A 26474-nucleotide genomic window follows, 5' to 3' on the forward strand; every position below is an offset into this window, starting at 1 on the left:
AAGTTGCTGCCGTCGTCCCACTGTTCGCGTTCGGCGGCGCGGGTGTCCTGGTCGGCGGACAGGAAGCGGACCTTGTCCAGGTCGAGGGCCTCGGCGAGGGAGGCGGCGAGGTCGGTGTCGGGCCGTACGTCGAAGCCGGACGGGCGTTCGGGGGCGGGGGTGAGGGTCCACGAGCGCAGCTGGTCGGCGAGGCCCGGGTAGAGGGTGAAGGTGTCGCGGTCGATCATCGTCATGACGGTGTCGAGGTGCATGAACGCCCGGCTCTGCGGCAGTCGCACGGCTATCACCCGGTGTGCGGTGCCGGTCAGGAACAGCTGCTGGGTGAGGGTTTCGACGGCGGTGGCGGTGGTGCGTTCGCCCATGCCGATCATGACGACGCCGGGGGCGAGGACGTGGACGTCGCCGCCTTCCACGGTGAGGCCGGCGGGCGCGGTGGTGCCGTCGAGCAGCGGGGGCGCGGTCTCGGCGAACAGTGGGTGGAAGCGGTAGATCGCGGCGGTGTGCAGGGTCTCGCGCCGGCGGGCCGGCTTCGCCATCGGGTTGAGGCTGTAACGGGCGCCGATCCAGCAGGAGTTGTCGCGCGGGAAGAGGTGGTTGGGCAGCGGTGGGAGGGCGAAGTCCTGGTCGCCGAGGGTGTGCCAGTGCAGGCTGTGCGGGTTGTGCAGGGGGAGGTCGTTCTTGAGGACGCCGCCGATCAGGTACTCGGCGAGTGTGGCGCCGTCGAGCTGTTCGCACAGGTCGCGGACCGGTTCGACCAGGGCCGGGCCGACGAGGGCCGGGGCGGCGACCCGGTCGAGGAGCCAGGCGCGGGCCGGGGGAAGTTCGAGGGTCTCGGCGAGCAGGTCGGCGTAGTGGTGCACGCGCACGCCGTGGTCGCGCAGCACCTGGGCGAAGGCGTCGTGTTCCTCCCGGGCGCGCTTGGCCCACAGGATGTCGTCGAACAGCAGCTCGTCGACGTTGCCCGGGGTGAGCCGGGCCAGCTCCAGGCCCGGTCGGTGCAGGATCACCTGGTGCAGGCGGCCGGCTTCGGAATCGACACGAAGGGTGGACATGAGGGTTCTCCCGGGGGTTCGGTGCGGGTGACGCGGGATCGGACGTTCGGTGCGGGTGACGCGGGGTCGGACGTTCGGTGCGGGTGACGCGGGGTCGGACGTTCAGTGCGGGTGACGCGGGGTCGGCGCGCGGCGCAGGACGGCCGGCAGGCCGGCGGGGCGGGTGCGGGCGGCCTTGCGGGGCGGTCCGGGGCGCTCCGGCGCGGTGACGGTGGGCGGGGTCGCGGTGTCCGCGGGCGCCTCGGCGACGGTCCGGGCGTTCGGCCGCTTCAGCCAGACGTAGACCGGGATGCCGAGCAGGATCGTGAACAGGCCGTAGTAGACGGTCTGGTAGCCGCTGCCCTGGATCGACCAGTACGAGAAGGCGAGCGCCAGGACGGTGACGGCGGTGTCCCGCACCAGGCGGCGGCGGTCCAGCTCCTCCCGCCCGCGGCGGACCAGCCAGAACAGCTGGGCGGCGGCCGAGACCAGGTACGGGACGACGGCGGTGAGCACGCTCAGCAGCACGATCTCGGTGAACACGCGGGTGAAACTGGTGTAGCTGATCACGGTGAGCACCGAGGCGAGGACGGTCGCCGAGAGGATGCCGAAGGCGGGCACGTCGCCGCGGCCGCGGGTGCCGGCGAAGGCGGCCGGGAACAGTCCGTCGCGGGCGGCGGCCATCGGCATCTCGGCGCAGATCAGCGTCCAGCCGTTGAGCGCGCCGAGCCCGGAGATGATCGCCGCGACGGCGACCAGGTTCCCGGCCCAGTGCCCGCCCGCGATGTTGTTCACGGCGTCGGTGAACGGAGCGGCGGACGAACCGAGTTGGGCGTGCGGGACGGTGCCGAACACGGCGAGCGTGCCGAGCAGGTAGATCGCCGCGCAGGCCAGCGTGCCGTATATCGTCGCCCTCGGCACGTTGCGCTTCGGATCCCGCACCCGGCCGGCCGCCACCGAGGCGGTCTCCAGACCGATGTAGCTGAACAGCGCGATCGCCCCGGCCGCCGAGACCGCGCCCAGCGCCGAGCCGCCACTGGCGTTGAACGCCCCGAAGTTGCCGGACTTCACGAACACCAGGCCGACTGTGGCCATGAACGCCAGCGGCAGGAACTTCAGCACCGTGGTGACCACCTGGAAGGCCCCGATGCTGCGCACGCCGGCCAGGTTGACGAGCGCCGGCAACCACAGCCCCGCCAGCGCGATGGCGACCGAAGCGCCGGTGTGGTGGCCCTTGTTGACGAACACCTCGACGTAGCCGACCCAGGCCACCGCGATGGCCGCGTTCCCGGCCCAGGCGGTGATCCAGTAGGACCAGGCGGTCAGGAAGCCGGCGAACTCGCCGAACGCCTCCCGGGCGTAGACATACGGACCGCCACTGCCGGGGACCCGCTCGGACAATCGCCCGAACGTCACCGCCAGTGCCAGCGCGCCGACGGTCACCAGCACGAACGCCACCAGTGAGATCGGCCCGTAGGGCGCGAGGGCCGACGGCAGGGCGAAGACCCCGGTCCCGATGACGCTGCCGACGACGAGCGCGGTGGCGGCCGGGAGCCCGAAGGTGCCGTTGCGCTGCGGCGGTGCGTCGGCCGCGGGCTCTCTGCGATCGGATACGGACATCAGGGGCTCCTTTGCCGGGACACCGGAGGACGGGGACCCGACCGTGCCGGGTGCCTACAGTGGAGATCCTCCGCCCCCGGCCGGGCGCCGCCCCAGGGCCAGGGGTCCCGCTTCCCCCGCCACCGGTCCCGCCCCCCGCACCCCCGTGGTCCCGAACCGCGGCCCCGCCCGCGCGGGCCGACAAGTCCACGACCAGGCGGTGTTGATCGGATGTCCACTCACCGCTGGTTCACTGCGAGCACCGACCCCTTCGAGGCCCCGGGAGGACCAACAGTGGTCGAGCGAACGGCAGTCGGCACAGACGCGGCGGGCGGTACTCGCGCGCGGCCCCGCACCGGCGGGCGGCCCGACTTCCCGCCCCACCCACCACTCCGTGAGGGCCCGACGATGAATCGCCCGCCCGTGCCCCCGCCCGTGCCCCCGCCCGCGACGCTGCCGGCCCTGGAGACCGCCCGCGTCCGGCTGCGCGACCACCGCGCCGACGACCTCGACGCCCTGCGCCCGGTCTGGGGCGACGCCACCGGGATGCGCCACCTGTCGACCGGCGTCATGGACGACACCCGGATCCGGCGCAGGCTGGCCGAGGCCGTGGCGACCGCAGCCGAGACACCGCGCCGGCACTACCAGTTGGCCGCCTGCCTCCAGGGCGACGACCGTCCCGTCGGCGGCATCCGGCTCTCCGTCGAGGACGACACCACCGGGTACTGCGGCGTCCTCACCATGGCCCGGCACCTCCGCGGCTCGGGCTGCGCCCCCGACATCGGCTGGCTCATGCTCAAGCTCGCCTTCGCCGAACTCGGCCTCACCCGGGTGTGGAGCATGACGTCCCTGGAGAACACCGACGCGATCCGCGCGATCACCCGCTTCGGCTTCACCCCCACCGGCGAGACCGAACGCTACTTCCCCGAAGCCGACACCACCATGCGCCTGCTGACCCTGGAGGTCACCGCGGCCACCTGGTGCACCATGCCGGTCCCGCCCGGCCCCGGGCGTTGCCGCGCACGGCCTGACGGGGCGTCAACTCCGTGACAGATCGCTGGCGGAGGTGCCGGGCGGCCTACGACGGCGAGGTGCTCGCCCGGGACGGCGTCGTCTGCGTCACGCTGAACTACCGGCTGGGCCGTTCATGTCGACGCCCGCCGCAGGCGCTCGTACGCGGTCCAGGCGTTCAGTAGCGGCGGTACCACCGAGCGCCGTACGCCGTGGAGGGCGGCTGCGCGGACTTCGGCCGGTGTGGCCCGGGGGAAGCAGGAGAGCAGGAGGGCGAGGGTTCCGGTGACGAAGGGGACGGCCACGCTGGTGCCCGCGAGGGCGAGTGGGCGCTCGCCGGGGTTCAGGTGCACCACGGCCCGGCCCGGTGCGCCGAGGCCGCGGGTGCCGATCGAGCTGCCGAGGTTGGAGAGGTCCATCGGGCGGTTCCGGGTGTCGTAGGCGACGACCGGGATGGTCCAGGGGTGGCGGGTCAGGACGGAGCTGCCCAGCCGGCCCTGGTTGCCGGCCGCGACGACGGTGAGTACGTCGTGCGCCGCCGCGTGGTCCAGGGCGGCCGTCAGCTCGCGGTACCCGCTGCCGGACGGCCGCTCGGGCGCGACGCTCAGCTCCGCGCTGTCGAGGGAGTAGAGCTGGTCGACGGGCCGCCCCGGCCCGAAAGGCGAGGGCGCCGGGCCGTCATGGACATGCTGCCGGGCCACCGGGCCCCGACGTACGGCGAACGGAGTAGACATCTCGATCGTGGACGATGCGTCTGCTTCGATGCGAGCAGCCCCCACTCCGTTTCTCATTGGGAGAAGAACGTGCTGCCTTCCGCCCGTCACCTGCTCGCGATCGGGACCTGCCTGCTGGCCGTCGGCGCCCCGGCCACCGCCGTCGCCGCCCCGCAGTCCGTCCACCGGCTCAACCCGCAGACCCTCACCGATCTGCAGACCTCGATGCGGGGCGAAGCCTTCGCGAACGCCTCCTACACCTTCTACGCCGACCAGGCGGACCGGGAGCATCTGCCCGCTGTCGCGGACCTCTACCGCCGCACCGCCGAGGTGGAACTCCACGAGCACTTCCACGAGGAGGCACTGCTCGACGGCCTGATCGGCGATGAGGCGGCCAACCTCGCTGCTGCCATCGAAGGAGAGACGTACGAATCGACCACGATGTATCCGCAGTTCGCCCGGGAGGCCGAGCAGGACGGCGACCTGAACGCGGCGGCGCTGTTCGCGGAGATCGCGAAGGACGAGGCTGGCCACAACGAGGCGTTCAAGGCCGCGCTCCACGTCCTGCAGACCGGAGAGGGACAGGTTCCCGCCCCGCCCCAGGCCGACCAGGTCCCGGTGCCCGCCGGCCCGCCGCAGGTGCACGCGGCCCGGACCCTGGCGAACCTCGACACCGCCCTGCACGGCGAGGCGCTCGCCTTTGCCCGCTACACGGCCTTTGCCGAGCAGGCCGCGCAGTCCGGAGACGCGCGGGTGGCCGCACTGTTCACCGGCACCGCTTCGGTCGAGCTGCACGAGCACTTCGCCGGCGAAGCCGTCCTGTTCGGATTCGTCAAGGACACCCGGACCAACCTGCACGGGACCATCGCCGGCGAGAACTACGAGGCGACTTTCATGTACCCGACCTTCGCGAAGCGTGCCCGAGCCGCAGGTGACCTCGAAGCGGCAGATCTCTTCAGCGACAACGCCCGCGACGAAGCCGGTCACGCGCGGGCGTTCCAGCAGGCTCTCCGCCGGATCGACTGACCACCGGCAGCGGACTTGACGCGCGCAGCGACACTGGGCGGCGGCCGAGAGCCGGGAGTTCGGCCGGGGGGCTGCCGCCTCACTGGGCGCTGTTGTCGGGTGGGGCGAGGTGGGCCGTGATGACGAAGTTGTCGACGGCGGGGGTGTTGTCGGGTTTTTCGAGGCAGGTGAGGACGACCAGGCGGCCGGGGATGTCGGACCAGATGGTGGTGTCGTTCGGGAGGTCGGATTTGGGGATGGTGGTGGCCCGGTCGACGACGTAGGGGGTGTTGCTGACGTCGATGATGGCGCCGGGGGCGACGTTGGAGGTGCCGGTTTCGGTGGCGAAGAGGTAGTTGCCGGGACCGACGGCGCCCCGGCGGAGGGAGTGCATGGCCACGTAGACGGTTCCCTCTTCGGGGGCGGTGGGGGTGCCGAGGTTGGTGATGCGGTAGGCGGCGGTGAAGCCGGGGGGGACGACCGAGCCGGCGACCTCGTTCATGGTGCCGAGGGGGACGTCGAGGCCGACCGAGGGGACGATGAAGCGGCCTGCGCCGTCGGGCTTCGCGTCCTGTTGCCGGTGCTGCTCCGGGGGGAGTTCGGCGCCGGGGTCGAGCTGGACGGGCCTGCCGTTCATGTCGACGCCCACTTCGGTGGTGGCGTGGTCGTGGTGGGTGAGGGCGTAGTGGCCGAGGAGGGCGGCGCCGGTCAGGGAGATGGCGGCCAGGAGCAGCACCAGCCATTCGGCGCGGCGGGTCACGGTCATGGGCGTTGCTGCTCCTCGACACGACCGCCCGCCGGCCCTGGGGGGTCGGCGGGCGGTGCGGGATCGGGTGGGACGTGGTGGGTCAGTGGCGGCGCTTTCTGCGTCGCAGGGTGAGGGTGGCCAGTCCGGTGGCGGTCGCCAGGAGCGTTGCCGCGCCGGTGACCGCCCAGGCCAGGGGCGATGCGCCGGTGAGGGCCAGCGAGCCGCCGGTGTCCACGGACGGGCCCTCGGGGTGGGGGCCGCGCGAGGGCTTGTGGGTGGGCTTGTGGGTGTGAGTGGGCTTGGGGGTGGGGGAAGGGGTGGGGCCGGGCGGGATGATCGGCAGCGCGGTGCCGGCGGCGGTGGAGGTGAGGGTGGTCCCGTCGGGTTGCAGGCCGGAGGCGGTGGCGTTGTTGTGCAGGGTGCCGCCGGCGGTGATGTCGGCCTCGGTGGTGGTGTAGGTGGCGGTGCAGTGGGTGGAGGCTCCCGCGTCGAGGGTGCCGCCCAGCGGGGTGGGGGCGCAGGTGACCGGGCCGAGCGGGCCGGTGCCGGAGAACTCGATCTCGTTGATCGCCAGCTCGGTCAGTGGCACGTTGCCGTTGTTGAGGACGTCGAAGGCGTACGTCACGACGTCACCGGCCGCGGTGAGTTCGGTGATCGGCCGGCCTTCCGCGTCCGTGGCGGTCGCGGTCTTGGCGAGCGACAGTCCCGGAGCCGCCGGGTTGATGACGATGGTGTACTCGCGCGTCGAGGTGCCGTCGACGGGGTCCGAGACCTGGACGGTGAACGTGTAGCTGCCCGCCGCGGTGGGGGTGCCGGTGATCGTGCCGTCCGGGTTCAGCGTCAGCCCCGGGGGGAGTTCACCGGCGACGAGTGTCCAGGTGAGCTGCGGGTTCGGGTTCTCGGTGGTCGCCTCGACCACGTCCGAGTAGGGGACGCCGACGGTGCCGTCGTGCAGGAACGGGGTGGTGATGCACGGCGGCTGGGTCAGGCCGCCGAACAGGTTCTGGTTCCAGCCGGAGAAGGTGTTGCAGATCAGCGTGGTGGTCGCGGCGGCGCCGGAGTAGCCCGCGATGCCGTACCCCCAGAAGTCGCGCAGCGGCGGCTGGATGGGCGAGCGGCTGATGTCGTTGTAGGAGATGGTGATGTTCGTGCCGCCGGTGACGTTGATCCCGATGTCCGCGCCGTCCGGGCCGGCGATCGTGTTGTGGTCGACCGTCAGGTTGTTCGCGGTGAACAGCAGCATTCCGGTGGAGCTGCTCGCCGAGTTGTTGGCCGTGTACGTCAGCACGGTGTTGTTGGTGAAGGTGCCGCCGGAGTTGAAGTACTGGACCGAGTTCTGCGCGATGTTGCCGGTGATCGGCGGCGGGGGCAGCGGGATGTTCATGTCCGGCGGGCCGAGGGTGGAGCCGGTGACGTTCATGGTCGCGGCGCCGTTGGCGGTCAGTCCGTTCTTCTGGAAATCCGCCACGTTGACGTCGGTGACCGTCACGGTCTGCGGGCCGCCGCTGGTGGCGTCCACCATGATGCCCTGACCGAAGTTGTAGGTCTGGTGCCGGGTGATGCCGATGACCGTCACGTTCGTCAGCGACCCGGACGCGGACAGGAACCTGATGCCGAAGAAGGCCGCGTTGGTGCGGGAGTCGTTCGGATCCCGGGGCAGGTAATTGCCCTGCACCGTCAGGTTCTTGATGTTCATCGTGGTGGCGCCGGTGGCGTTGCTCAGCACCGCGCCCATCAGCGGGTCGGCCAGGGAAGTGTCGGTCGCGGTGATGGTGTGGCCGGCGCCGTCCAGGGTGTACCCGTCCGGGATGGTGAGGTTGTCCGTGGTGGTGCAGTCGCCGGTCAGTGTGATGGTCGTGCCCGAGGTGGACGAGGCGGTGCAGACCGTGCGGATGTCCACCGTCGCCGCCGAAGCGGGAGAGGGAATCCACACCAGCGATCCCGCCGCCACGACGCAGCCGATGGCAGCTGCGCTTAAACAGCGGCGCCGGCCGGACCGCCGTCCTTGTGGGTGCGGGTGTGAGGACGCGGCATTCGTGCCGAATTGTGACGCTCTGATAATCATCATGTGACAACCTCCCCCGGCAGGCTAGGACCCGGACAATCCAGGCATAGGACAACACTCCGGACGCTCGGGCCGCCTTGATTGCCAATCACCCGTTCGTCGTCCCGGGGAGGACGGCGAACGGGGTGGGGCGGCGGCTACGCGGGGCGCCGGGCGGGCATGGTGCGGTCGGCCTGGAGGGTGGGGAGTTCGCGGAACGGGCCGTCGTGGTGGGCGAGTTCGGTCCAGGTTCCGGTCTGCACGATGCGGCCCCGGTCGACCACGACGACGCGGTCGGCGAGGCGGGCGTTGGCGAGGTTGTGGGTGACGAGCAGGGTGATCCGGGCCGCCCGCATCGAGATCACCACCCGCCTCACCGCCGACCGGGCCGGCCGGTGCGTCCTCGGCTTCGCCGGAATCGGCGGCTTCGTGTTCGAGATCGACGGAGAGAGCGTCAGTACCGAACCGATGGCCCCGGTCGGCGACGACCCCGTCGTGGCCGTCCTCAACCCGCCGACCCGGGTGTTCCCGCGCGAACTGGCGGTCGGCCAGACCGTCGAGCTACGGCTGACCTGGACCCCCGCGCCGATGGGCGACCTCCCGTTCGGCGTGATCCAGCTCGGCTACAAGGACGTCTTCGGCGACCCCGCCGAGGAACTCCGGCAGGCCGTCGAGACCGCCGCCGCCAGCGACATCGCCGTGGTGGTCGTCGGCACCACCGAGGCCATCGAGTCCGAGGGCTTCGACCGGCCCGGCCCCGCCCTCCCCGCCGGCCAGGACGACCTGGTCCGCCAGGTCCTGGCGGCCAACCCGCGCACCGTGGTGATCGTCAACTTCGGTTCCCCGTGGTGATGCCGTGGCTCGACGAGGCGGCGGCCGTGGTGCTGTCCTGGGTCCCCGACCAGGAGTTCGGCGCCGCCCTCGCCGACGTCCTCACCGGCGCCCGCGAGCCCGGCGGCCGACTGCCCACCACCTGGCCCGCCCGCGAGCAGGACGTCCCCGTGTGGCGCGGCGCAGCCGACTCGGGCACCGGGGCTATCCGTCGGCGACCGTCGAACTGTCCTGCACCGGGCCCATCGCGGGCATCGACACGGAGGCCGGGTTCGAGGTCGCCGGGTTCGAGGTCGCCGGGTTCGAGGCGGCGATCTGGTGCGAGAGCGTGAACGACGCCGACGGCTTGTCGTTCCTGCTGCTGCCACGCCTCCCCGGCCTCGCCGAACGCGCCTGGACGGCGGGTCCGGCGCGGAGTTGGGACGATCTGCGGGTCCGGCTGGGTGCGCAGGCGCCGGGCTGGCGGCGGGACGGGTATGTGCGGTTCCCGGCCCCTTCTGTTGACTGGTGCTGATTGAGCGTCAGATTCGGTACACCCGAAGGCTGTTGCGGGTCAGGGCGAGCAGGCGGCCATCGCCGAGGTCCTGGACTGCGGAGATGCGCGTGCCGAGGCGGGTGGTGGTGCCGTCGGGGTGGAGGACGGTGCCCGCCTCGGTGACGGCGGCGGCCGGGGGGAAGACGCCGTGGGCGAGGTGGAGTTGAACGTCGATCCGATGGACGACCGTGCCATCGGACGGGTCCACGGCGAGGGCGCCGATGCCACCTTGGCGGCGCAGCCACAGCAGGCCGTCGGCGAGCACGGGGGCCTCGGGCAGCAGGGGGCCGTCGTGGGTGCGCAGCAACTCCGCCTCGGTGCTGTTGCGTTGGAGGACGGCGACGGACGAGGTGCCGCAGCGGACCGCGCAGCGGTCGGCGTCGAGGACGGTGAACAGCCCCCGCAGCTCGGCGTCCCGGAGGGGCTCGGGCAGCTGCCAGGACTGCTGCTCCCGGCCGGTGCGCGGGTCGATCAGCCAGGCCCGGGATCCGTTGCCGAGCAGCAGCCCGTCGCCCCACGCCACCGGCCGCTGGGTGCGGACGGGTTCGGGCGTCTGCCAGCGGAGCCGGCCGTCCGTCAGGTCGAAGGCCTGTAGGGGTGAGTAGCCGCGCCAACCGCCGGTCAGCACCACGTCGTTGGCCACGGCGAGATATCTGGTGTACCGCTCCACCTCGTCACGCCAGAGGACCTCGCCCGTGGCGAGGGAGAGGCAGCGCAACCCCTGCGAGAGCACCAGGACGCGCGGGCCGGCGACCACCGGACGATCGGGCCAATCTCCCACCGGGACATCCCATTTGAGGGCTCCGTCGGCCAGGTCGAGGCAGACCAGGCGGGTGTGCCGTTCGTGCACCAGCACCGAGCCGTTCGCTATCGCCGGCTTCGAATACGCGCCGCGCTGGTGCAGCACCCGGTCCCACAGTTTCGTGACCATGTCGGTCTCCCGCCACTCGGCCGACCGCGCGGTCGGCGTGCGCCCCAGTGGCGAACCGGACAGGATACGCCACCGCTGACAGCGGGTCGACGGTGAGATGCCGTTGACCTGACGGCGGTGCGCGCCATCGTGGTTGTCAACAGGAGGCGCTGCGGTACGTGGGCCGAGGCGCTCAGGGCGACGATCGGCAGGGGAGCGGGACATGGACGAGACACTGGTGGAGCGGATGCGGGCGTACCTGGCCGCAGGGCTGGCCATGGACGTCGATGCGCTCGACGCGCTCTACGACTCGGAGTTCGAGAACGTGCGGGTCGACGAGGCGGGGCGTTCGGTGGTGCTGACCAAGGCCGACTTCATGGCCCGCTTCCGCAGCCTGCGGGAACAGGGCATGCGGGTGGGCGACAGCATCGACGACGCTCGGTTCGTGGCGACCAACCGGCACGGAGACCAGGGAACGGTCATCATGTACCGCACCGAGGGTGGCGGCGCCCCGGCCCGGTACAGCTATGTGTGGCGCCGGGAGGCCGGTCAATGGACCACGCTGCTGCGGGAGTTCACCTTCGAGCGGGACCTCTCCGGCCTGCTGCGGATGATGGCGGACGCGGCTGCGCGGGCCTGAAGCGGCCGGCCGTCATCGTCAGGGGAGTGGCGCAGGCTCGGTGGGGTCGGCGAGGCGGCGGAGGAAGGTGAGGACGCCCGCGGTGCCGGTGGCGTAGGGGAACGCGGGGCGGGTGAGGCCGGGGTCGGGGAAGACGGGGTGGGGCGGGGGGCCGGCGGTGCGGGTGAGGAGGAGGGTGGCGACGGTGGTGGCGGCGGCGTGGAACTCCTCCGCGGCGGGGGAGAGTTGGAGCATCAGGTTGCCGACCCCGGCCAGGCCGCAGCACTGGGTGACCAGGGGCATCCGCGGGGCGATGGCCAGGCAGGTGCGGGCGGACTGTTCGGCGAGGGTGCGGTACGTGGGGTCGGCGAGCCGGTCCGCGGCGTGGGCCAGGACGGTGCCGATGCCCGCCAGGCCGCGGCACCAGGAGCCGTAACGGCGGGTGGCCGCAGGGTGGTTGGCGGCGTCGATGATCGCGGGGGTGGCGGCGGCGAGCTGCGCGCAGGCGCGGTGTGCGTGCTCCAGGGCGGTCGGGTCGGCGGTGGTGTGGGCGTACTCGAGGAGGAAGTACGCGACTCCGGCGTCGCCGTGGGCGAGGCCCTGGGTGAGTGCGGCGTCGCCCGGGCGCGGTGAGGCGGTGGGGGCGAGGCGGGCGCGGCCGGTGGTGAGCAGGTCGTGGCAGGCGGCGGCGACGGCGAGGTGGCGGGCGCCGTGGTGGGTGTCGGGGCGGGTTCCGTGGCGGGTTTCGTGGCGGGCGAGGTGGAGGTGGCCGAGGCCGATGCCCGCGATGCCGTCGATCAGGTCGGCCTCGGGCGGGCCGCTGCCGTCGGGGCCGTGCGTGGGGAGGGCGATGGCGGGCCCGGGCGGGAGTCCGGCGGCGGTGAGGAAGAGGTCGACGCCGGTGCGGCCGGAGTACAACCCCGGTGGCAGGGTGCGGGTTTGGTGTGCGGTCCAGTCGGCGAGCGCGGTGACGGCGTCGCGGACGCCCGGGCGGTCGAGGTGGTGGAGGAGTTCCAGGCCGAGGCCCGCGCTGCCGCTGTAGAGGTCGATCGGGGTCGGGACGGCGGCGCGGGCGGAGAGTTCGGGGTCGGCGATCCGCCGGGCCTCGGCGACGCAGTACGCGGTGGTGTGGTCGAGGATTTCGGCGAGGAGGTCGGGGGAGAGGCGCGGGCCTGAAAACTTCCGGGCGGTGGCGGCCGGTTCGGCGTTGCGGAGGCGGGCCGCGCCCGCCGTGCGGGCGGTCGCGTCGAGGTCGGTCAACTCGGCGATCAGGGCGCGGACTTGCTGGTGCGCAGCGCCCGGGAGTGCGAACTCCAGCGCGGCCAGGGTGCGTTCGCGGCTGACGGCCGGGTCGGGGTCGACGATCACCGGGTCCATTCCGGTGGCGGCGAAGTGCAGCGTCATGCCCAAGCCGTAGTAGTCGTCGGCGGGTTGAGCAGCCGTGTCGGGCCGGACCACGGGGTCGCTGTAGCCGGGGGTGGAGCCGGCGGGGCCGGTGCCGTGGACGGCGCTGGTGCCGAAGTCGATCAGGTGGCAGCGTCCGTCGGGGGCGAGGACCACGTTGTTGGGCTTGAGGTCGCGGACGACCACGCCCCGGCGGTGGATGCCGTCCAGGACGCGGAGCAGTTCGCGGGCCAGCGGGAGCAGCCGGCGTGGGCCCAACTCGGCGTCGCGGTAGGGGCCGTGGGTCTGGACCTCGCGGCGCAGGTCGCGGTCGCCGCAGCTGGTCATCACCAGGTACTCGTCGTCGCGGTGCCGGAAGTAGTCGAGCGCGCGGGGCAGGCCGGGGGTGGTGACGAGCAGGTCGAGTATTGCGCGTTCGTGGCGCAGGCGGTCGCGGGTGTCGGTGCCGTGGGCGTCCTCGGCGACGTACGCCCGGGCCTGCTTGACCACCACGGTGGTGCCGGTGACCTGGTCGAGCGCGCGGTACACGTTGCCCTGCGGCTTGCGGGTGATGCCGCCGGTGACGCGGTAACGGCCGCCGCCGAAGCCCGAGTTGGTGGCGGGTGCGGGCGGGGCGAACGGGTCCTCGGCCCAGGGCGGGCAGCGGTAGGTGGTGCCGGCCAGGCCGTCGAAGACCCGGCCGTCGGGGCCGGTCATCACGGATTCGAGGCGCCCCCCGCGGCCGGTGCGGTAGTCGCCGGTGAACGGGCCGTACCGGTAGTACACCGGGGCGTCGGGGTCGAGGCGGCGGTCGCTGATGATCTGCGGTCCGAGGTGTCCGCGCAGTGCGGCGGTCAACGCGTGGGCCAGCGGCTGGAGTTCGTCCGGGGCGGGGTAGATCGTGAATGCCTTGCCGACCGAAGCGGCGTTCTCGGTACCGGAGTTGAGGGTACGCAGGGTGTCCGGGTCGCGGGCCCACTTGGCGTGGCAGACGTGCTGCTCCAGCACCGGCAGGACGAGGGCGAGGACGGTGTGAAGCGTGCTGGGGCGAGCGGAGATGTGGAGCTTCCAACCGTGCTCCATCGCCGGCATCCGCGGATCGAGCAGGTACGACCAGATGTCGTCGGACCAGGCACGGCGGCCGGCGATGGGCCCGGTCACCGTCAGCGGTCGCAGGCGATGCGGGTGGTGGCGGTCACCCACGGGTCGACCAGGCAGGCGGTGGGGTCGTGGTCGGCGCGGTCGTCGTCCTCGAAGAGGAGGTTGTCGTCGTCGACCAGCAGCGGGCCGGCATCGCGGATCTCGGTGAGGGTGGCAACGGGCATGTGACGCCTCCAGGTCGTGTGGTGTCTCCGGCTGCCGCCGCGGGTCGGCGGACTCCGAGGACTGCCCGGCCCGGTGGGGCCGACGTCCTGGATCACGAAGGTAGGGAGGATCGGTGGAGCTGACAAGGGGGCGGGTCGCTCCGACTTCACGGTTCGCGCACAAGCGGGGCGTGTGCAATCGGATTCGGCGATGAGATCAACTCCGCGGAGGAGATGCCGTGTTGGAGCCTTCGGTGTCGATGTGCGGAAGCACCCGGTCCATCCACCGGGGCGTCCACCAGGCGGCGTTGCCGAGCAGTGTCATGGCTGCCGGGACCATCAGCAGTCGCACCACGGTCGCGTCGATCAGCACGCTGACGGCGAGGCCGAGGCCCATCATCTTGATTACCACGTTGTCGCTGACGATGAACGCGGCGAACACGCTGACCATGATCAGGGCCGCGCAGGTGATCACTCGCGCGGTGGTCTCCAGCGCGTGCGCCACCGCGCCGCGGCTGTCGCCCGTCACCAGCCAGCGCTCGTGCACCCGGGACAGCAGGAACACCTCGTAGTCCATGCTGAGGCCGAAGATGATCGCGAACATCATCATCGGCACGTAGCTCTCGATCGGGACCTTGCCCGCCACCCCGAGCGCCGGCCCGCCCCAGCCCCACTGGAACACCGCGACCAGCACGCCGTACGAGGCGGCGATCGACACGAGGTTGAGGATCGCCGCCTTCAATGCGACCAGCGGCGCCCGGAACACCAGCAGGATGATCAGAAAAGCGAGGGCGACGACCACGGCGATGATCGGCAGCAGCCGGCTCGCCACCAGATCCAGGAAGTCCACCTGCGCCGCCGTGGTGCCGGTGACGTACGTGGCGGCGGCCGTTCCCTTGACGGCGTTCGGCAGCACGGTGTCCGCGAGGTGGCCCACCAGGTCGGTGGTGTCCTCGTCCTGCGGGGCCTGCGCCGGGGTGACGGTGGTGAACAGCACGTCACCGTCGCCGCTGGTCTGCAACGGCGCGGTGCTCGCCGCGTTCGGGACGTTCGTCAGCGCCTGCTGCACGGAGGACGCGAGCGCGGGACGGTCCGCGGCCGGGACGGCGGTCTGGTCGACCACCACGGTGAGCGGCCCGTTGGAGCCGGGCCCGAACGCGGCGGACATCAGGTCGAACGCCCGCCGGTCGGTGAACGACACCGGGTCCGCCCCGTCGTCGATGTGCCCGAGCTGGATCGACGGCAGCGGAATCGCCAGCACCAGCACCGTCACCAGCCCCGCTGCCAGGTACCACCACGGACGGTGCTCGACCCGGCGCGCGTAGCGGTGCCACATGCCGGTCGGCGACGCGCCGTCCGGTCCGGTGCCCTCAGCGACCGGTGTGCGCACGGTGAAACGATCCATCCGGCGCCCGATCAGGCCCATCATCGCGGGGAGCAGCGTCAGCGCGCCGCACACCGCCGTCACCACCGTGACACCCGCGGCCAGGCCCAGCTTCGCCATGAACGCGATGCCCGACACCGACAGGCCCGCCAGCGCGATCACCACCGTGCAGCCGGAGATCAGCACCGCCCGGCCACTGGTCGCCACCGCGTGGCCCGCCGCCGTCGGCGGGTCCGAACCGTCCATCAGGTTCTGCCGGTGACGGGTCAGCAGGAACAGCGCGTAGTCGATGCCGACGCCCAGTCCGATCATCGTGGCAAGTGTCGGCGCGACCGTCGCGAACGTGGTCAGCGCCGCCAGCAGACCCAGCAGCCCGAGGCCCAGCACCACCGCGACCAGCGCGCTGACCAGCGGCAGACCGGCCGCGATCACGCTGCCGAAACCGATCAGCAGCACCAGCACCGCCACCGCGAACCCGATCAGCTCGCTCACCCGGTCGTCCGGCGCCGGTCGCGCCAACTCGCCCAGCGGACCGCCGTACTCGACCTGCACCCCCGCCTGCCGCAGCGGCGCCACCGCGGTGTCCACCTGCGACAGGTAGTCGTCGCCGAACGTGGTCGGATTGGCGTCGAACCGCACCGTGATGTACGCCGTACGCCCGTCGGAGGAGAGTGGGCCGCCGGGCGGCGCGCTCTGCCCCTGCGGCGGCAACGGATCCTGCGCGGACAGCACGTGCGGCAGGTGCTGGAGGGACGTCACCGCCTGGTTCACCTGGGCCTGGAAGTCCGTCAGCGGTTGGTCGTCGTGCAGCACCACCTGCGCGCTCGTCCCGCCCGCGGACGGCTCGTGCACCTGAAGCACCTCACGGCCGTTCTGCGACTGCGTACCGGACAACGAGAAATCGTCCGAATACGTACCACCTACGGTCCGGTTGGCGATCTGGGCGCCCGCCAGCACCAGCAGCCAGCCGACGATCACCACCACCGAATGCCGGGCACACCACTCGCCCACCCGCCACAGCAACCCCCTGCGCGGAGCCGCCGATCGGCGCTCGGACCGGTTCTCCGACGCGGGCATTCGGCCCTCCCATGAGTCCACCGTCTGGGTCCACCGTCACCACGCACGGTGACCGGAGCTTCCGACGGTAGGCGGGCCCGCTCCGCCCGCGAGTGCGCGGGCGGCGCGACACGGGCAAATCATCTGAACGCCAGGTCAGGGGGAGGGCGTGAGGGAGTCGGTCCAGGCGCGCTGTTCGGCGGTGTCCGGGACGGCGAGGCCGCGGGCGCGGGCGATGCGTGCCCAGGCGGTGTCGGCGTCCAGGCCGTCGAGGATCTGCACGGATGCCGCGAGCAGGGAGGACCGGCCGATGCCCGCGCGGCAGTGAAACACCAGGTGGGCGCCGGACCGGAGGATTCCCGTCAACTCGTCGAGTGTGGGCCGTATTTGGGCGTGGTCGGGGGTGGTGAAGTCCGGGATCGGCAGGCTGTGGAAGCGGAGGCCGGCCGCGACGGCGAGCTCCGGTTCGGCGGTGAGGCCGAGTTCGGCGCACTCCGGTGCGGTCAGGGCGCTGACCAGGTCGGTGACCCCGGCGGCGGCGAGGGTCGCCAACTCGTCGGCCAGCCAGTCGCCGCCGCGCGGGCGGGCCATGGTGCTCAGGCGGCCGGGGGCGGCTCGTTCGACGGTGAACAGGGTGGGGCGCATGATATTCCTTTTGCGGCGACGGGCTTTTGCTGGCTTCGATGGTCGGAAATAGCCGTGGGGGAACGGGAGTTGGACCTGTTCCTGCGGTGGCTGGCCCGCTGCGGAGGAGCACCAGAACGGCCGGTGGCCGGGCTTGCTCGGCAAGTGCGGGTGAGGTGCGCGGTGTGGAGAAACTCGCGCATCTGCCGAAGATAGCACCGGTTTGCGGGCGATGCGTGCTGGGCCGGGGTCGGCGGCCGCGGATTCGGCGAAGGACTTTACCCACACAGGGTAGTGACATTGCATCAGCTTGATGCGTGTTATCTTCGCGATCGAAACATCGGAGCAAGATCCCGAGGGGGGAGATCATGCGTCGACGCGTGATCCGTACTGCGGCGGCCGGCCTGCTGGCCGCCGCCGCCATGGTCGGCCTGGTGCCGACTGCCCAGGCCGCCGATCCGGTGCCGCCGTCGCCCAAGTGCACGCTGTCGCAGGACCCGTGGCCGGGCTCGGTCGAGCTCTACCGGGGGCACGAACTGCGGTCGGGTGACAGCCTGGTCGCCATGGACAAGGTCTCCAGCCTGGTGATGGAGGCCGACGGCAACCTGGTGCTCTACCTGCTCAACTCCACGGGCGGCCCGAAGCACGTGATCTGGAGCAGCGGCACCTCGGGCCACCCCGGCGCCTACGCCGTTCTGCAGGCCGACAGCAACTTCGTGGTGTACCAGGCCGGCGGCAGCGCGGAGACCGGCGGCGCGCTCTGGTCCTCCGGCACCCAGGGGCAGCGCAGCGGCGTCGTGCGGCTCTACCCGGGCGGCACCCTCTCGGTCGCGACCGATGGCCGGGGCTGGTCGACCTACACCTTCGAGACGCCGTCCGCCTTCTGCCCCGGGATCCCGGGGTCGCGGGGGCTGATCACCTCGGGTTCCTGGACCCAGTCCGCCTCGGTCTGGCTGGTCGTCCAGCCGGACGGGAACATCGTGATGTACCGCAAGCGCGACGACAAGGTGCTGTGGTCCTCCGGCACCTGGGGCAACCCCGGAGCCATGCTGCAGATGCAGGAGGACGGCAACCTGGTGCTCTACAAGCCCGCCGCCCAACTGACGGACGCGATCTGGTCCACCGGCACCTCGTGGAGCCCCGGCGCGTACGCCCTGCTCCAGGACGACGGCAACTTCGTCATCTACAAGCGCGGCGGCGGCGCGATCTGGTCCACCGGGACCTGGGGGCAGTAACTCCCCGCGCACGACATCGAAGAGCGCCACTCCTGCCCGGAGTGGCGCTCTTCGGACTCAGGTGGAGGGCGTGGTCCTGCTCGGCGCGCGGGGTGCTGGGACTGAGGTCGAACAGCAGGTCCCCGAGCGCGTTGCAGCGGAGGTGGTGCTGGTCAGGGCTGTTGTTCTTTCAGGTCGCGGGTGGGGCGCGGGCGGGTCACCAGAAGCGGGGTTGGGCGGGGATGGATTCCAGGTCGGTGAGGAGCAGTTCGCGGTCCTCGTCCTGGGCGATGTCCTCGGCTGCGGCCAGGGCTTGCTCGGTCCACGCGCGGGCCTGGTCCTTGTCGCCGGCCACCGCGTGGGCCCGGGCCAGGGACTCGTAGGCGTAGGCCAGGTCCCAGTCGGCGATGCCGTGCGCCTGGCAGAGTTCCAGGCCCCGTCGCGCATGGTGCAGGGCGGGCTCGGCCCGTCCCAGTACGGAGTAGACGCGTGAGCACTGCCACTCGCCGCGGCTGAGGTTCACCGGGGCGCCGACCTGGCCCCAGTGGTAGCGCGAGGCGTGGGCCATGTGCAGCATCCGGTCGTCCTCCTCGACGCTGCGGTCCTCCTTCTCCAGCAGCCGCCACACCCCGTTGAACAGGTCGACGGCCATTCGCCGTTCATCGCCTGCGGCAACGGGTGTGGTCTGGGTGTCCTGGTTGGTCATCGCCGTCGTGACTCCGTCCTCGATCAGATGGTCGGTGCGGTGGAGGTCGCCCCGGACCCGGTCCAAGCGTGCCTGGAGGCGGCCCCGGTGCTGGATCAGGACCTGCTTGATCGCAGCCTCGTCCTCCGGACTGGCCAGACAGGCGCGCACCTGGTCCAGCGGGACGTCGACCGAACGCAGGAGCCGCACCAACCGTGCGGGCGCGATCTGCTCGGCGCTGTAGAGCCGATAGCCCGTGTCGGGGTCGATCGCAGCGGGCGCCAGCAGTCCCACCCGGTCGTAGTGCCGTAGGGCCTTCGCGGTCAGGCCGGTACGGCGTGCCAGCTGACCGACCGTGATCAGCTCGGGTCCATCCACCATGCCCCGAACCTAGAGCCTTGCCCCGCAGGAACCTCAAACGCAGCACCCAGAACGAGAGCAAATGCCAACGAAGCAAGTACCTCGACCCGGGGGACGAGCAGTCCGCGTACTACCACGCCGTGTTGCGGGAGCGGATGCGGGCCGGGGCGAAGTGCCGGGCGGGACGGTCGGCGTAGCCGGGTTCGCGGAGGTGCGGCGGGGGTGGGTTTTCGGGCCACCGCCGCCGCTCTCCAGCGCGTCGCGAACTTGGGTGCGGTGCGCGGGACTTACTGGTGGGCACCCTTGCGGCGGCGCATTGCCAGTGCGCTGCCCACGCCGATCAGGGCGAGACCGGCCACGGTGGTGCCGAGGACGTCGGCGCCGGTGAAGGCGAGGGTGTCGTCCTGCGGGCTGCCGGAGGTGGAGGCCGGAGTGCTCGTCCCTGCCGACTCGCCGACGGACGGCGCGGGGCTGCCGGACGGGGTGGACGAGGGGGCGGTGCTGCTGTCCGGGGAGCTGGACGGGTCGGTTGACGGATCGGCCGACGGCGAGGGGCTACCGGACGGCGAATCGGAGGGGCTGCCGGAGGGGCTGCTGGACGGCCCGCCGGACGGTTCCTCGGACGGGGAGGTGCTCGGGGCAGGGGACTCCGGGGAGCTCGCGGACGGGCTCGGCGAGGGCGAGGGCGCGGGGTCGTCGGACGGGCTGGTCGACGGAGCGGGGCTGGAGCTCGGGCTCGGCTCCTCGGAGGGCGAAGGCGACGGCGAGGTGCTCGGGCTCGGGGACTCCGACGGGCTCTCGGTCGGATCGGCCGACGGCGACGGGGAGTTGGACGGGGTCGGCGACGGGGACGGCGTGTCCGACGGGCTCGGGGACTCCGAGGGGCTGGGGGATTCCGACGGGCTCGGGGACTCCGAGGGGCTCTCCGACGGACCTGTCGACGGCGAGGGGCTGTCGGACGGGCTCGGAGAGGACGAGGGGCTGTCGGACGGGCTCGGCGACGGCGACGCGGAAGGAGCGGGGGAGGCGGAGGGCGAGGGCGACGCGGACGGCGAGGGCGAGGGGCTGGTGCTCGGGCCGGGCGAGCCGGACGGCGATGGGGTCACCCCGGTCGCGAGGCAGGTGTCGCTCAGGTTGAAGTTGAGCTTGTTGACGTCGCCGCCGCGGACCTCGGCGACCGCCGAGGTGAGCTTGGCGCCCTTGGCCGAGCCGACGTAGGCGTGCTTGGCGTTCGGCGGGCCGAAGTCGGTGACGACCTGGCGGCCGCCCGGTTCGAAGGTGACGGTGAGCTTGACGAAGTCGGTGCTGTTGCCGGAGAGGACGAAGTGCCAACCGTCCTGGTTCTTTGGGACGGTGTTGCAGCTGCCGTGGCCGCCGAACCCGGCCGCCGTTATCGGCAGGTCCTTGGCCTGGTGCAGGTTCACGGCGTAGGTGTTGCCGCTTGCTGCGAAGGCCGTGTAGACGGCGGGCGCGGTGATCAGTCCGACGGCGGCCGTCACGGCGGCGGTGCGGAGGGCTCTGGGGTGGCGCATGTGCTACTCACTCACTGGCGCTTGGGATCGGAGACACGCCGCGGAAGCCCCGAGGCGTCACCAATCTCTCCACAACTTCCTCACAGGTCAACTCCAGTACCAGGCAGTATGGTTGGATATATGACGGGATGCCAGATATCGCCGTCGTGCAACGATCCGGCCAATCGACGGAAGGTGTCGCCGCGCTGACTCCCCGTTGACCGTGCCGGGCCGCGGAGGCGTCCGCCACGCCGTCGTGCTCGAACTCACCGTCCTCGCACGGGTGCTGGAACACGGGCGGCGGACGCGCTGCCCCATTTGCCGCCGAATGGCCGGCAACCCGGCACACTGGACCTCATGAGTTCCCCCACCAGCCACCTTCCCCCCGCCCCGATCGCCGACTCGATCACTGATGGGGACGCCGTCCGGCCGCAGCTGAGCGAGGCCCGGCGGGCCGAGTTGCTCGACTCGCTCAACCAGGCCGTCCGGTACCCCGAACTCTTCGGCGGTACGGCGGCCGTGGTCGAACTGCTCAACACGCTGGCCGCCGCCGACCCGGACGGCGAGCGCGGTACGGCCTGGATCGCCGACACCAACTCCCGCACCATCTCCACCCTGTTGCGCGGCAGCTTCGGCGAGGCCGACCCGCCGCTGGTCGCCTCCCAGTACGGCGAGGACGCCCACCGGCGGGGCTGGCTGCGGCTGGACCGGGCGCTGGGCGGTGAGGAGTTGCGGCAGCTGTTGGACCGGGTGCTGGACTGGGCCGAGGACCGCCGTCAACTGGCCGATGTCATCGCCGAGTTCGGTGAGCCCTCGGTGGTGTACGGCGATCCGGCGCCGGCCGCCCCGAAGACCCTCGGCTATGCGAGCGAGGACCGGGACGCCCCGGTCGCCGTGTTCCACTTCGGGGCGCAGGGCGTGCTGTACGCGGTGCGGATCGGCGAGAACCCGCTCGGTGACTGGGCGCTGACCCCGGCGGGCCTGAAGCTGTTCCACTGAGCGCGGGAGTCAGTGGCGCGCGCGGTGGGACAGCGCCCAGGCGGCGATGCCGACGCGGTTGCGGGTGGCGAGTTTGCGCTGGATGTTGGCCAGGTGGTTCTTGACGGTGCCGGGGGAGAGGAACAGGTCGGCCGCGATCTCGGCGTTGGTCGCGCCGTCCGAGACCAGCTCGGCGATCTGCCGCTCGCGCGGGCTGAGGGCCTCGCGCGGGGCCTGCTGGGACGGCTCCGGCGGGGCGTAGTGGCGTAGCAGTCGGAGGGTCAACTGCGGGCTGATCAGGGTGTCTCCGGCCATCGCGGCGCGGATCGCCTCAGCCAGCAGGGCGGGGCTGGAGCGCTTGAGCAGGAACCCGCTGGCCCCGTGGCGGAGCGCCGTGTGGACGTACTCGTCGAGGTCGAAGGTGGTGACGACGACCACCCGGAGCGGGTCGGCGACGTCCGGGCCGGCCAGCTGGCAGGTGAGGTCCAGGCCGTCCAGGTGGGGCATGCGGATGTCCGCGAGAACGACGTCCGGCCGTATCCGGCGGGCGAGTTGGAGCGCGGTGCGGCCGTCGGGGGCGTCGGCGACGACCTGCATGTCCGGCTGGGCGTCGAGGATGATCCGGTACGCGGTGCGGATGTCCTCGTGGTCGTCGGCGAGCAGGATCCGGATGGTCACGGGGTCTCCGGGTGAGGGGTCGGGGCTTGTGGGGTTTGCGGGAAGGCGGCGGTGATCTGCCAGCCGTCCGGGACGGAGCCGGCGTGGAACGTGCCGCCGAGGGCCTCGACCCGGGCGGCCAGACCCGCCAGGCCGTGACCGCCGCGCGGACGCGAACGCCGGGCGGCGGACGGGCCGTCGTTGTGTACGAGCAGCTCCAACCGGTCGCTGGTGCAGGCGAGTTCGATCCGGACGGTGCGGGCGGTCGGGGCGTGGCGGCGGACGTTGGTGAGTGCCTCGACGGCGATCCGGTGGACGGTGGCGGCGCACTCACGTCCCACCGGGCCTGCGTCGATGGCGAGTTGGACGGTCGGGCCGCCGGTGGCCGTGAACCGGGCGGCCAGCTCCGGGAGCTCGTCCAGGCTGCGGTGTGTCGTGCGGTCGGAACCGTCCTCGGGCCGGTCGGGGGCGCGCAGCAGGTCGACCGTGCGGTCCAGCGAGGAGAGGGCCTGCTGCCCGGCCTGCTCGATCCGGGCGAACAGCGCGGCCGCCCGGTCCGGTGACTGCTCGGCGAGCAGCGCCCCGGCCTGCGCCAGCGCGACCATCCCGCTGACGTCGTGGGCGACGAAGTCGTGCAGGTCGTGGGCGAGTTCGATCCGCTGGGCGTGCCGGGCGGCGGCCACGGCCCGCTCGCGCTGACGGTCGAGCGAGTGCAGGTAGCGGCCGACCGTGCAGGCGACGGCCACCGCGAGGGCGCCGAACGCGAACAGCGGCGGCTCGAAGCCGACGAAGCGCATCGGCCAGCCGAGCGTGGCCAGCGCCGGCCACAGCGCCGAGCGGTGCCGCCCGTGCCGGACCGCGAGCGCCACCAGCCCCAGCAGCGCGGCGAGTTCGACCACCCCGGCCAGCCCCACGGCGGGCGCCCCGGCACGGTACGGACCGGCCCACCCGGCGGCGAGGCTGAGCGCGACGGAGAGCGCCGCCGCCGGTTCGGTCCGTCGGGGCCGGTACAGCGCCCACGTGATCACCGCTCCGGACACCGCGAACCCCGCTGCGTCCCAAAGGAGTTCGCTGCTCATAAGCGCACTCCGGCGGGTGCTGCTGCTGTGGTGGGGCGCTCTCGCGTGTACGCGGCTGCCCCTTGGTCCCCGTTCATGTGATCACCCTAGGGGCGACCGGGCCGGGTGCGGGTGTGCCGATCGGCACATCTCCGGCCCGGGGCTTGGCCGTTCGGCATCTGCCGGCGGGGTGGGGGCGGGCAGCAGAGTCCTCGGTGTGGCCGGCGGTCGGCCGACCAGGCACGAGAAGAGGACGAGCAGTGAGTGAGAACATGGAACCGGCACCGCGGTGGGCCGTACGGGCGGCGCGGGCGGCGGCCTGGTCGGTGGTGCCGTCGGGCCTGTGGCGGGTTGCGCTGGGTGTGGGTCTCCCGGTGGGCTTCCACGGAGACCTGGAGCGGATGTTCGGCCGCTGGATGCCCGGCTGGGGCACGGTCTACGTGCTGGCCCTGAGCGCGCTGGCGGAGGCACTGGCGTTCCTGACGATCGGCCTGGTCCGCCCCTGGGGGCGGCGGGTGCCCCGTTGGGTCCCTGCTTTCGGCGGCCGGATCTTCCCCGCCTGGGTGGCCCTGTTCCCGGCCACCCTGGGGGCACTGGCGGTGACGGCGGTGACCTGGTCCGCGGCAATGGGCCCGTGGCAGCACAACATGAGCAACCCGGACTCGCCGCACGGCCTCGCGGGCGTGATCATGACCCTGTGCTACCTGCCCCTGGTGGCCTGGGGCCCGCTCCTGGCGGCGGTCACGGTGGACCACGCCCGCCGCGCCCACAACGCGTCCAGGGTGGTCGCGGTTCGGGTCTGAGACTCCCTTGCCGATGCACCCACCGACTCGCCCTGGGCGTCCGTCAGTTGGCGGATCCCATGGCGGTGGGTGCATTAACAAGGGAGAACTTCGGGGCGAACAGAGGCAGCTCAGGAGGGATTCCGCTTCCGGACGTCGTCTGTGCACACATAGCGTTCGCGGCGTGACGATGTGCGTCCGGTTCGTGCGTGTGTGCGGGGCGGGCGGGCGTGCGGCGCCGTGGCCGAGGGCGGTCTCGGGCCGGTGGAGACCCGGGGGGTGGCGGGCGGTGCGCGGGGAGGGCCTGGGTACGGAGCGGGCGGCGAACGGGCGGTTCCAGTGGCAGTTGAAGGCCTTGAACGGGCGGGTGGTGGCGGTGTCCTCGTCCGTCTACGACTCCCCCGGGGACGCCGAGCGGGCGTTCGCCGAACTGGTGGCGCTGGGACCGGCGTTGGTGGCGCGGATCACCCATGTGCGGGGTGGGCTGGGCTGGACCTGGGTGGTGCCGGGGGTGCGGGGTAATCCGCTGGTCAAGTCCAGTCGGGCGTACGAGCGTTACGCGACGTGCCAGAACGCGTTCCGCCGGTTCATGGCGTTGCTGGCCCGGATGGCGGAGACCGCCGCGCCCGGGGCCGGGCGGTGAGCGGCCCGCGGCTGGTGCCGGTGCGCGGTGCGGACGGACGGGCCGGATGGTCGCTGGTCGCCGCGAACGGGCGGCGGCTGGCCACGGCCGTCCGGGGCTACCGTTCGGAACCGGAACTGGCATCCGGTGTGGCCGAGTTGCTCGCCGAGCGGGCCGCCCTGCGGTTCGTGCTCAGTCAGAGCGAGGACCGGCAGTGGACCTGGACCGCGTACCTGCCCGCCCGCAGTACCCGGGCCGGGGCGGCCGGCGGGGAGGCGGTGGCCCGCAGCGCCCGGGGCTACCTGCGGCGCGACCAGTGCCGGCAGAGCGTGACCGGGTTCCTGCAGGGCGTCGAGCACGTGCGGCGGATGTGGCGAACGTCCGGGAACCCCTGGTGAGTTGAGGTGTGTGAGACGGGCTCCCGGATGTTCACGAGGGGGGTTCGTGTTTGTCCGGGCGGTGTCGGTGGTGCGGGGGTGAAGCGGAGATGGCCGAGGTGCCCCCGTGAGCACACCTGGAGAAGAACGTGTCCATGGCGGGGAGGAAGGGTGAAGGTGCCCCAATCAGCCCTCTGGCCAGCAAGGTTGCGAGAGCGCGGCAAGGGCGGACGGCGGGGCGGGGGAGTCGGGAGAGCCTTCCGGGCGGCGGTCGGCAGCGGCGAGGATCACTCCGCCGGGAAGCCGCGGAGCTGCCCGGTACCGGACCCCGCCAGGTCCGGTCCAGCGAGGCACGATCCCCCTCGGAGGAAGAGGACCATGCGTCACACCGCTGCCAAGGCGCTCGCGGCCGTTGCGTTCACCGCCGCCCTGTCGACTGTTGCCACCGTTCCCGCCATGGCGGACCCCGCCGCTCTCCCCGCCGCGAAGGACATCGTCGGCGTGGGCTCGGACACCACGCAGGCGCTGTTCACCCAGTTCTCCACCGACTACAACGCGACCCTGCCGGCCACCGACACCACCACGCCGCGCCTGTACAGCTGGGACGCCACCGGCACCAGCCCGATCACCCCGAAGTCGGGCGGCTCCACGATCGCCCGCCCGAACGGCTCGGGCGCCGGCATCAGCGCGCTGAACGCCACCAACAACCTCACCCTGGACTTCGCCCGTTCCTCCCGCGCCGCCCAGTCCACCGACCCGGCGAGCGACGACTTCGTCGCCTTCGCGAAGGACGCGGTCACCTGGTCCGCCCCGACCGGCGGCCTCGCCCCGGCGAACCTGACCACCGCGAACCTGGTCGACATCTACACCTGCGTCAAGACCGACTGGTCGCAGCTCGGCGGCGGCAACGGCGCCATCAAGGCGTACCTGCCGCAGAGCGGCTCCGGCACCCGCTCCTTCTTCCTGCAGGCCATCGGCAACGTCACCCCGGGTGCCTGCGTCGTCAGCGGCCCGGAGGAGAACGAGGGCACCGACTCCCGCCTGACCGACCCCGGCGCCGTCTTCCCGTACTCCGTCGGCCACTACGTTGGCCAGCTGAACGGCCACACCACCAGCACCGACAACCGCGGCAGCCTGACCCTGCGCAACGTCAACGGCGTCGCGCCGCTGACCCCGACCAACACCCTGAGCCCCGCCTTCGCCGGCGGCAGCTACGGCCGCGTGCTGTTCAACGTCCTGCGGGACGGCGACTACACCGCCACCACCACCCAGGGCACCGCGCTGCGCGCCATCTTCGGCCCCACCGGCTGGATCTGCGGCCCGACCGGCCGCGCCGACATCATCAGCTACGGCTTCCTGCCGCTGCCGGGCGCCGGCTGCGGCGCGATCATCCACTGACCTTCCGCCCTGCTCAACCACCGCCGCCCGTCCCG

General features: G+C 72.2%; 26 protein-coding genes and 1 pseudogene. 12 read left to right on the forward strand and 15 right to left on the reverse strand.

Annotated elements, in window-relative coordinates; translation table 11 throughout:
- Together ACGFWJ_RS22900 and ACGFWJ_RS22905 are read right to left on the reverse strand one after the other, a co-directional pair.
- The coding region (locus ACGFWJ_RS22900) for an arginine deiminase family protein (RefSeq protein WP_392952459.1) at nt 1–1052 on the reverse strand (1052 nt) is incomplete at its 3' end.
- Nucleotides 1053–1154: 102 nt separating this feature from the next.
- The gene (locus ACGFWJ_RS22905) at nt 1155–2651 is read right to left on the reverse strand and encodes an APC family permease (RefSeq protein WP_392952462.1); all 1497 of its coding nucleotides are present in this window, start codon (nt 2649–2651) and stop codon (nt 1155–1157) included.
- Between the two features lie 387 nt (nt 2652–3038).
- Here ACGFWJ_RS22905 and ACGFWJ_RS22910 point away from each other — a divergent pair, with 387 nt between their 5' ends.
- Nucleotides 3039–3680, forward strand: a complete 642-nt coding sequence (locus tag ACGFWJ_RS22910; RefSeq protein WP_392952464.1) for a GNAT family N-acetyltransferase — start codon at nt 3039–3041, stop codon at nt 3678–3680.
- 95 nt (nt 3681–3775) lie between these two features.
- On the opposite strand, the gene ACGFWJ_RS22915 is transcribed toward ACGFWJ_RS22910, so the two are convergent.
- Nucleotides 3776–4375, reverse strand: coding sequence for a S8 family serine peptidase (locus ACGFWJ_RS22915; RefSeq protein WP_392952467.1), 600 nt, complete (start codon nt 4373–4375; stop codon nt 3776–3778).
- 69 nt (nt 4376–4444) lie between these two features.
- Between ACGFWJ_RS22915 and ACGFWJ_RS22920 the strand changes: the two genes are divergently transcribed.
- Nucleotides 4445–5380 (forward strand): ferritin family protein, encoded by a 936-nt coding sequence (locus tag ACGFWJ_RS22920; protein ID WP_392952470.1) that lies wholly within the window; start codon nt 4445–4447, stop codon nt 5378–5380.
- Nucleotides 5381–5459: 79 nt separating this feature from the next.
- Here the strand turns inward: ACGFWJ_RS22920 and ACGFWJ_RS22925 are convergent, their stop codons facing one another.
- From ACGFWJ_RS22925 to ACGFWJ_RS22935, 3 genes are all read right to left on the reverse strand, one after another.
- Complete coding sequence (locus ACGFWJ_RS22925) at nt 5460–6125, reverse strand: class F sortase (RefSeq protein ID WP_392952473.1); 666 nt, start codon at nt 6123–6125, stop codon at nt 5460–5462.
- An 82-nt stretch (nt 6126–6207) separates the two neighbouring features.
- A complete protein-coding gene (locus ACGFWJ_RS22930; protein ID WP_392952476.1) occupies nt 6208–8040 on the reverse strand; it encodes a putative Ig domain-containing protein in 1833 nt (610 codons plus the stop codon).
- Between the two features lie 269 nt (nt 8041–8309).
- On the reverse strand, nt 8310–8507 hold the full coding sequence (locus ACGFWJ_RS22935) for a hypothetical protein (RefSeq protein WP_392952479.1): 198 nt from the start codon (nt 8505–8507) through the stop codon (nt 8310–8312).
- A 112-nt stretch (nt 8508–8619) separates the two neighbouring features.
- Between ACGFWJ_RS22935 and ACGFWJ_RS22940 the strand changes: the two are divergent.
- Nucleotides 8620–9095, forward strand: a pseudogene (locus ACGFWJ_RS22940) (glycoside hydrolase family 3 C-terminal domain-containing protein); the annotation flags it as partial.
- Nucleotides 9096–9154: 59 nt separating this feature from the next.
- Entirely contained in the window at nt 9155–9496 is a 342-nt protein-coding gene (locus ACGFWJ_RS22945) for a family 20 glycosylhydrolase (protein ID WP_392952481.1), read from the forward strand.
- 7 nt (nt 9497–9503) lie between these two features.
- On the opposite strand, the gene ACGFWJ_RS22950 is transcribed toward ACGFWJ_RS22945, so the two are convergent.
- Complete coding sequence (locus tag ACGFWJ_RS22950) at nt 9504–10448, reverse strand: PQQ-binding-like beta-propeller repeat protein (RefSeq protein ID WP_392952483.1); 945 nt, start codon at nt 10446–10448, stop codon at nt 9504–9506.
- 202 nt (nt 10449–10650) lie between these two features.
- Here ACGFWJ_RS22950 and ACGFWJ_RS22955 point away from each other — a divergent pair, with 202 nt between their 5' ends.
- Entirely contained in the window at nt 10651–11067 is a 417-nt protein-coding gene (locus tag ACGFWJ_RS22955; protein WP_392952486.1) for a nuclear transport factor 2 family protein, read from the forward strand.
- An 18-nt stretch (nt 11068–11085) separates the two neighbouring features.
- Here the strand turns inward: ACGFWJ_RS22955 and lanL are convergent, their stop codons facing one another.
- The 4 genes from lanL to ACGFWJ_RS22975 all read right to left on the reverse strand — a co-directional run bounded on the left by lanL (nt 11086) and on the right by ACGFWJ_RS22975 (nt 16818).
- Entirely contained in the window at nt 11086–13590 is a 2505-nt protein-coding gene (gene lanL, locus ACGFWJ_RS22960; protein ID WP_392952489.1) for a class IV lanthionine synthetase LanL, read from the reverse strand.
- Nucleotides 13591–13592: 2 nt separating this feature from the next.
- Nucleotides 13593–13754 (reverse strand): SflA family class IV lanthipeptide, encoded by a 162-nt coding sequence (locus ACGFWJ_RS22965; protein WP_392952492.1) that lies wholly within the window; start codon nt 13752–13754, stop codon nt 13593–13595.
- Between the two features lie 196 nt (nt 13755–13950).
- Nucleotides 13951–16194, reverse strand: coding sequence for an MMPL family transporter (locus tag ACGFWJ_RS22970; RefSeq protein ID WP_392952495.1), 2244 nt, complete (start codon nt 16192–16194; stop codon nt 13951–13953).
- Nucleotides 16195–16329: 135 nt separating this feature from the next.
- Nucleotides 16330–16818: a tyrosine protein phosphatase gene (locus ACGFWJ_RS22975; protein ID WP_392952498.1), complete on the reverse strand. Its 489-nt coding sequence runs from the start codon at nt 16816–16818 to the stop codon at nt 16330–16332.
- Between the two features lie 347 nt (nt 16819–17165).
- Here ACGFWJ_RS22975 and ACGFWJ_RS22980 point away from each other — a divergent pair, with 347 nt between their 5' ends.
- Nucleotides 17166–18032: a hypothetical protein gene (locus ACGFWJ_RS22980; protein ID WP_392952501.1), complete on the forward strand. Its 867-nt coding sequence runs from the start codon at nt 17166–17168 to the stop codon at nt 18030–18032.
- A 196-nt stretch (nt 18033–18228) separates the two neighbouring features.
- Here the strand turns inward: ACGFWJ_RS22980 and ACGFWJ_RS22985 are convergent, their stop codons facing one another.
- Complete coding sequence (locus ACGFWJ_RS22985; protein ID WP_392952504.1) at nt 18229–19077, reverse strand: MerR family transcriptional regulator; 849 nt, start codon at nt 19075–19077, stop codon at nt 18229–18231.
- A gap of 17 nt (nt 19078–19094) precedes the next feature.
- Between ACGFWJ_RS22985 and ACGFWJ_RS22990 the strand changes: the two genes are divergently transcribed.
- Nucleotides 19095–19253 carry a hypothetical protein gene (locus ACGFWJ_RS22990; protein ID WP_392952507.1) on the forward strand — a complete coding sequence of 53 codons (159 nt, stop codon included), beginning with the start codon at nt 19095–19097 and terminating at the stop codon, nt 19251–19253.
- A gap of 90 nt (nt 19254–19343) precedes the next feature.
- On the opposite strand, the gene ACGFWJ_RS22995 is transcribed toward ACGFWJ_RS22990, so the two are convergent.
- Nucleotides 19344–20588 (reverse strand): hypothetical protein, encoded by a 1245-nt coding sequence (locus ACGFWJ_RS22995; RefSeq protein WP_392952510.1) that lies wholly within the window; start codon nt 20586–20588, stop codon nt 19344–19346.
- 336 nt (nt 20589–20924) lie between these two features.
- On the opposite strand from ACGFWJ_RS22995, the gene ACGFWJ_RS23000 reads away from it, so the two are divergent.
- The gene (locus ACGFWJ_RS23000; RefSeq protein WP_392952513.1) at nt 20925–21566 is read left to right on the forward strand and encodes a hypothetical protein; all 642 of its coding nucleotides are present in this window, start codon (nt 20925–20927) and stop codon (nt 21564–21566) included.
- Nucleotides 21567–21575: 9 nt separating this feature from the next.
- Here ACGFWJ_RS23000 and ACGFWJ_RS23005 read toward each other — a convergent pair whose 3' ends face one another.
- Nucleotides 21576–22223, reverse strand: a complete 648-nt coding sequence (locus tag ACGFWJ_RS23005; protein ID WP_387642601.1) for a response regulator — start codon at nt 22221–22223, stop codon at nt 21576–21578.
- Nucleotides 22220–23281, reverse strand: coding sequence for a sensor histidine kinase (locus ACGFWJ_RS23010; RefSeq protein ID WP_392952516.1), 1062 nt, complete (start codon nt 23279–23281; stop codon nt 22220–22222). The genes ACGFWJ_RS23005 and ACGFWJ_RS23010 overlap by 4 nt, the downstream gene beginning before the upstream one ends.
- A 251-nt stretch (nt 23282–23532) precedes the next feature.
- Here ACGFWJ_RS23010 and ACGFWJ_RS23015 point away from each other — a divergent pair, with 251 nt between their 5' ends.
- From ACGFWJ_RS23015 to ACGFWJ_RS23030, 4 genes are all read left to right on the forward strand, one after another.
- Entirely contained in the window at nt 23533–24063 is a 531-nt protein-coding gene (locus ACGFWJ_RS23015; RefSeq protein ID WP_392952519.1) for a hypothetical protein, read from the forward strand.
- A gap of 268 nt (nt 24064–24331) precedes the next feature.
- Nucleotides 24332–24685, forward strand: coding sequence for a DUF1508 domain-containing protein (locus ACGFWJ_RS23020; RefSeq protein WP_387642598.1), 354 nt, complete (start codon nt 24332–24334; stop codon nt 24683–24685).
- Nucleotides 24682–25062: a hypothetical protein gene (locus tag ACGFWJ_RS23025; RefSeq protein ID WP_392952522.1), complete on the forward strand. Its 381-nt coding sequence runs from the start codon at nt 24682–24684 to the stop codon at nt 25060–25062. Before ACGFWJ_RS23020 ends, ACGFWJ_RS23025 begins: the two co-directional genes overlap by 4 nt.
- A gap of 357 nt (nt 25063–25419) precedes the next feature.
- Nucleotides 25420–26439 (forward strand): PstS family phosphate ABC transporter substrate-binding protein, encoded by a 1020-nt coding sequence (locus ACGFWJ_RS23030; protein ID WP_392952524.1) that lies wholly within the window; start codon nt 25420–25422, stop codon nt 26437–26439.
- The last annotated feature ends 35 nt before the right edge of the window (nt 26440–26474 follow it).

This window comes from Kitasatospora sp. NPDC048407, from assembly GCF_043200475.1.
Lineage (GTDB): Bacteria > Actinomycetota > Actinomycetes > Streptomycetales > Streptomycetaceae > Kitasatospora.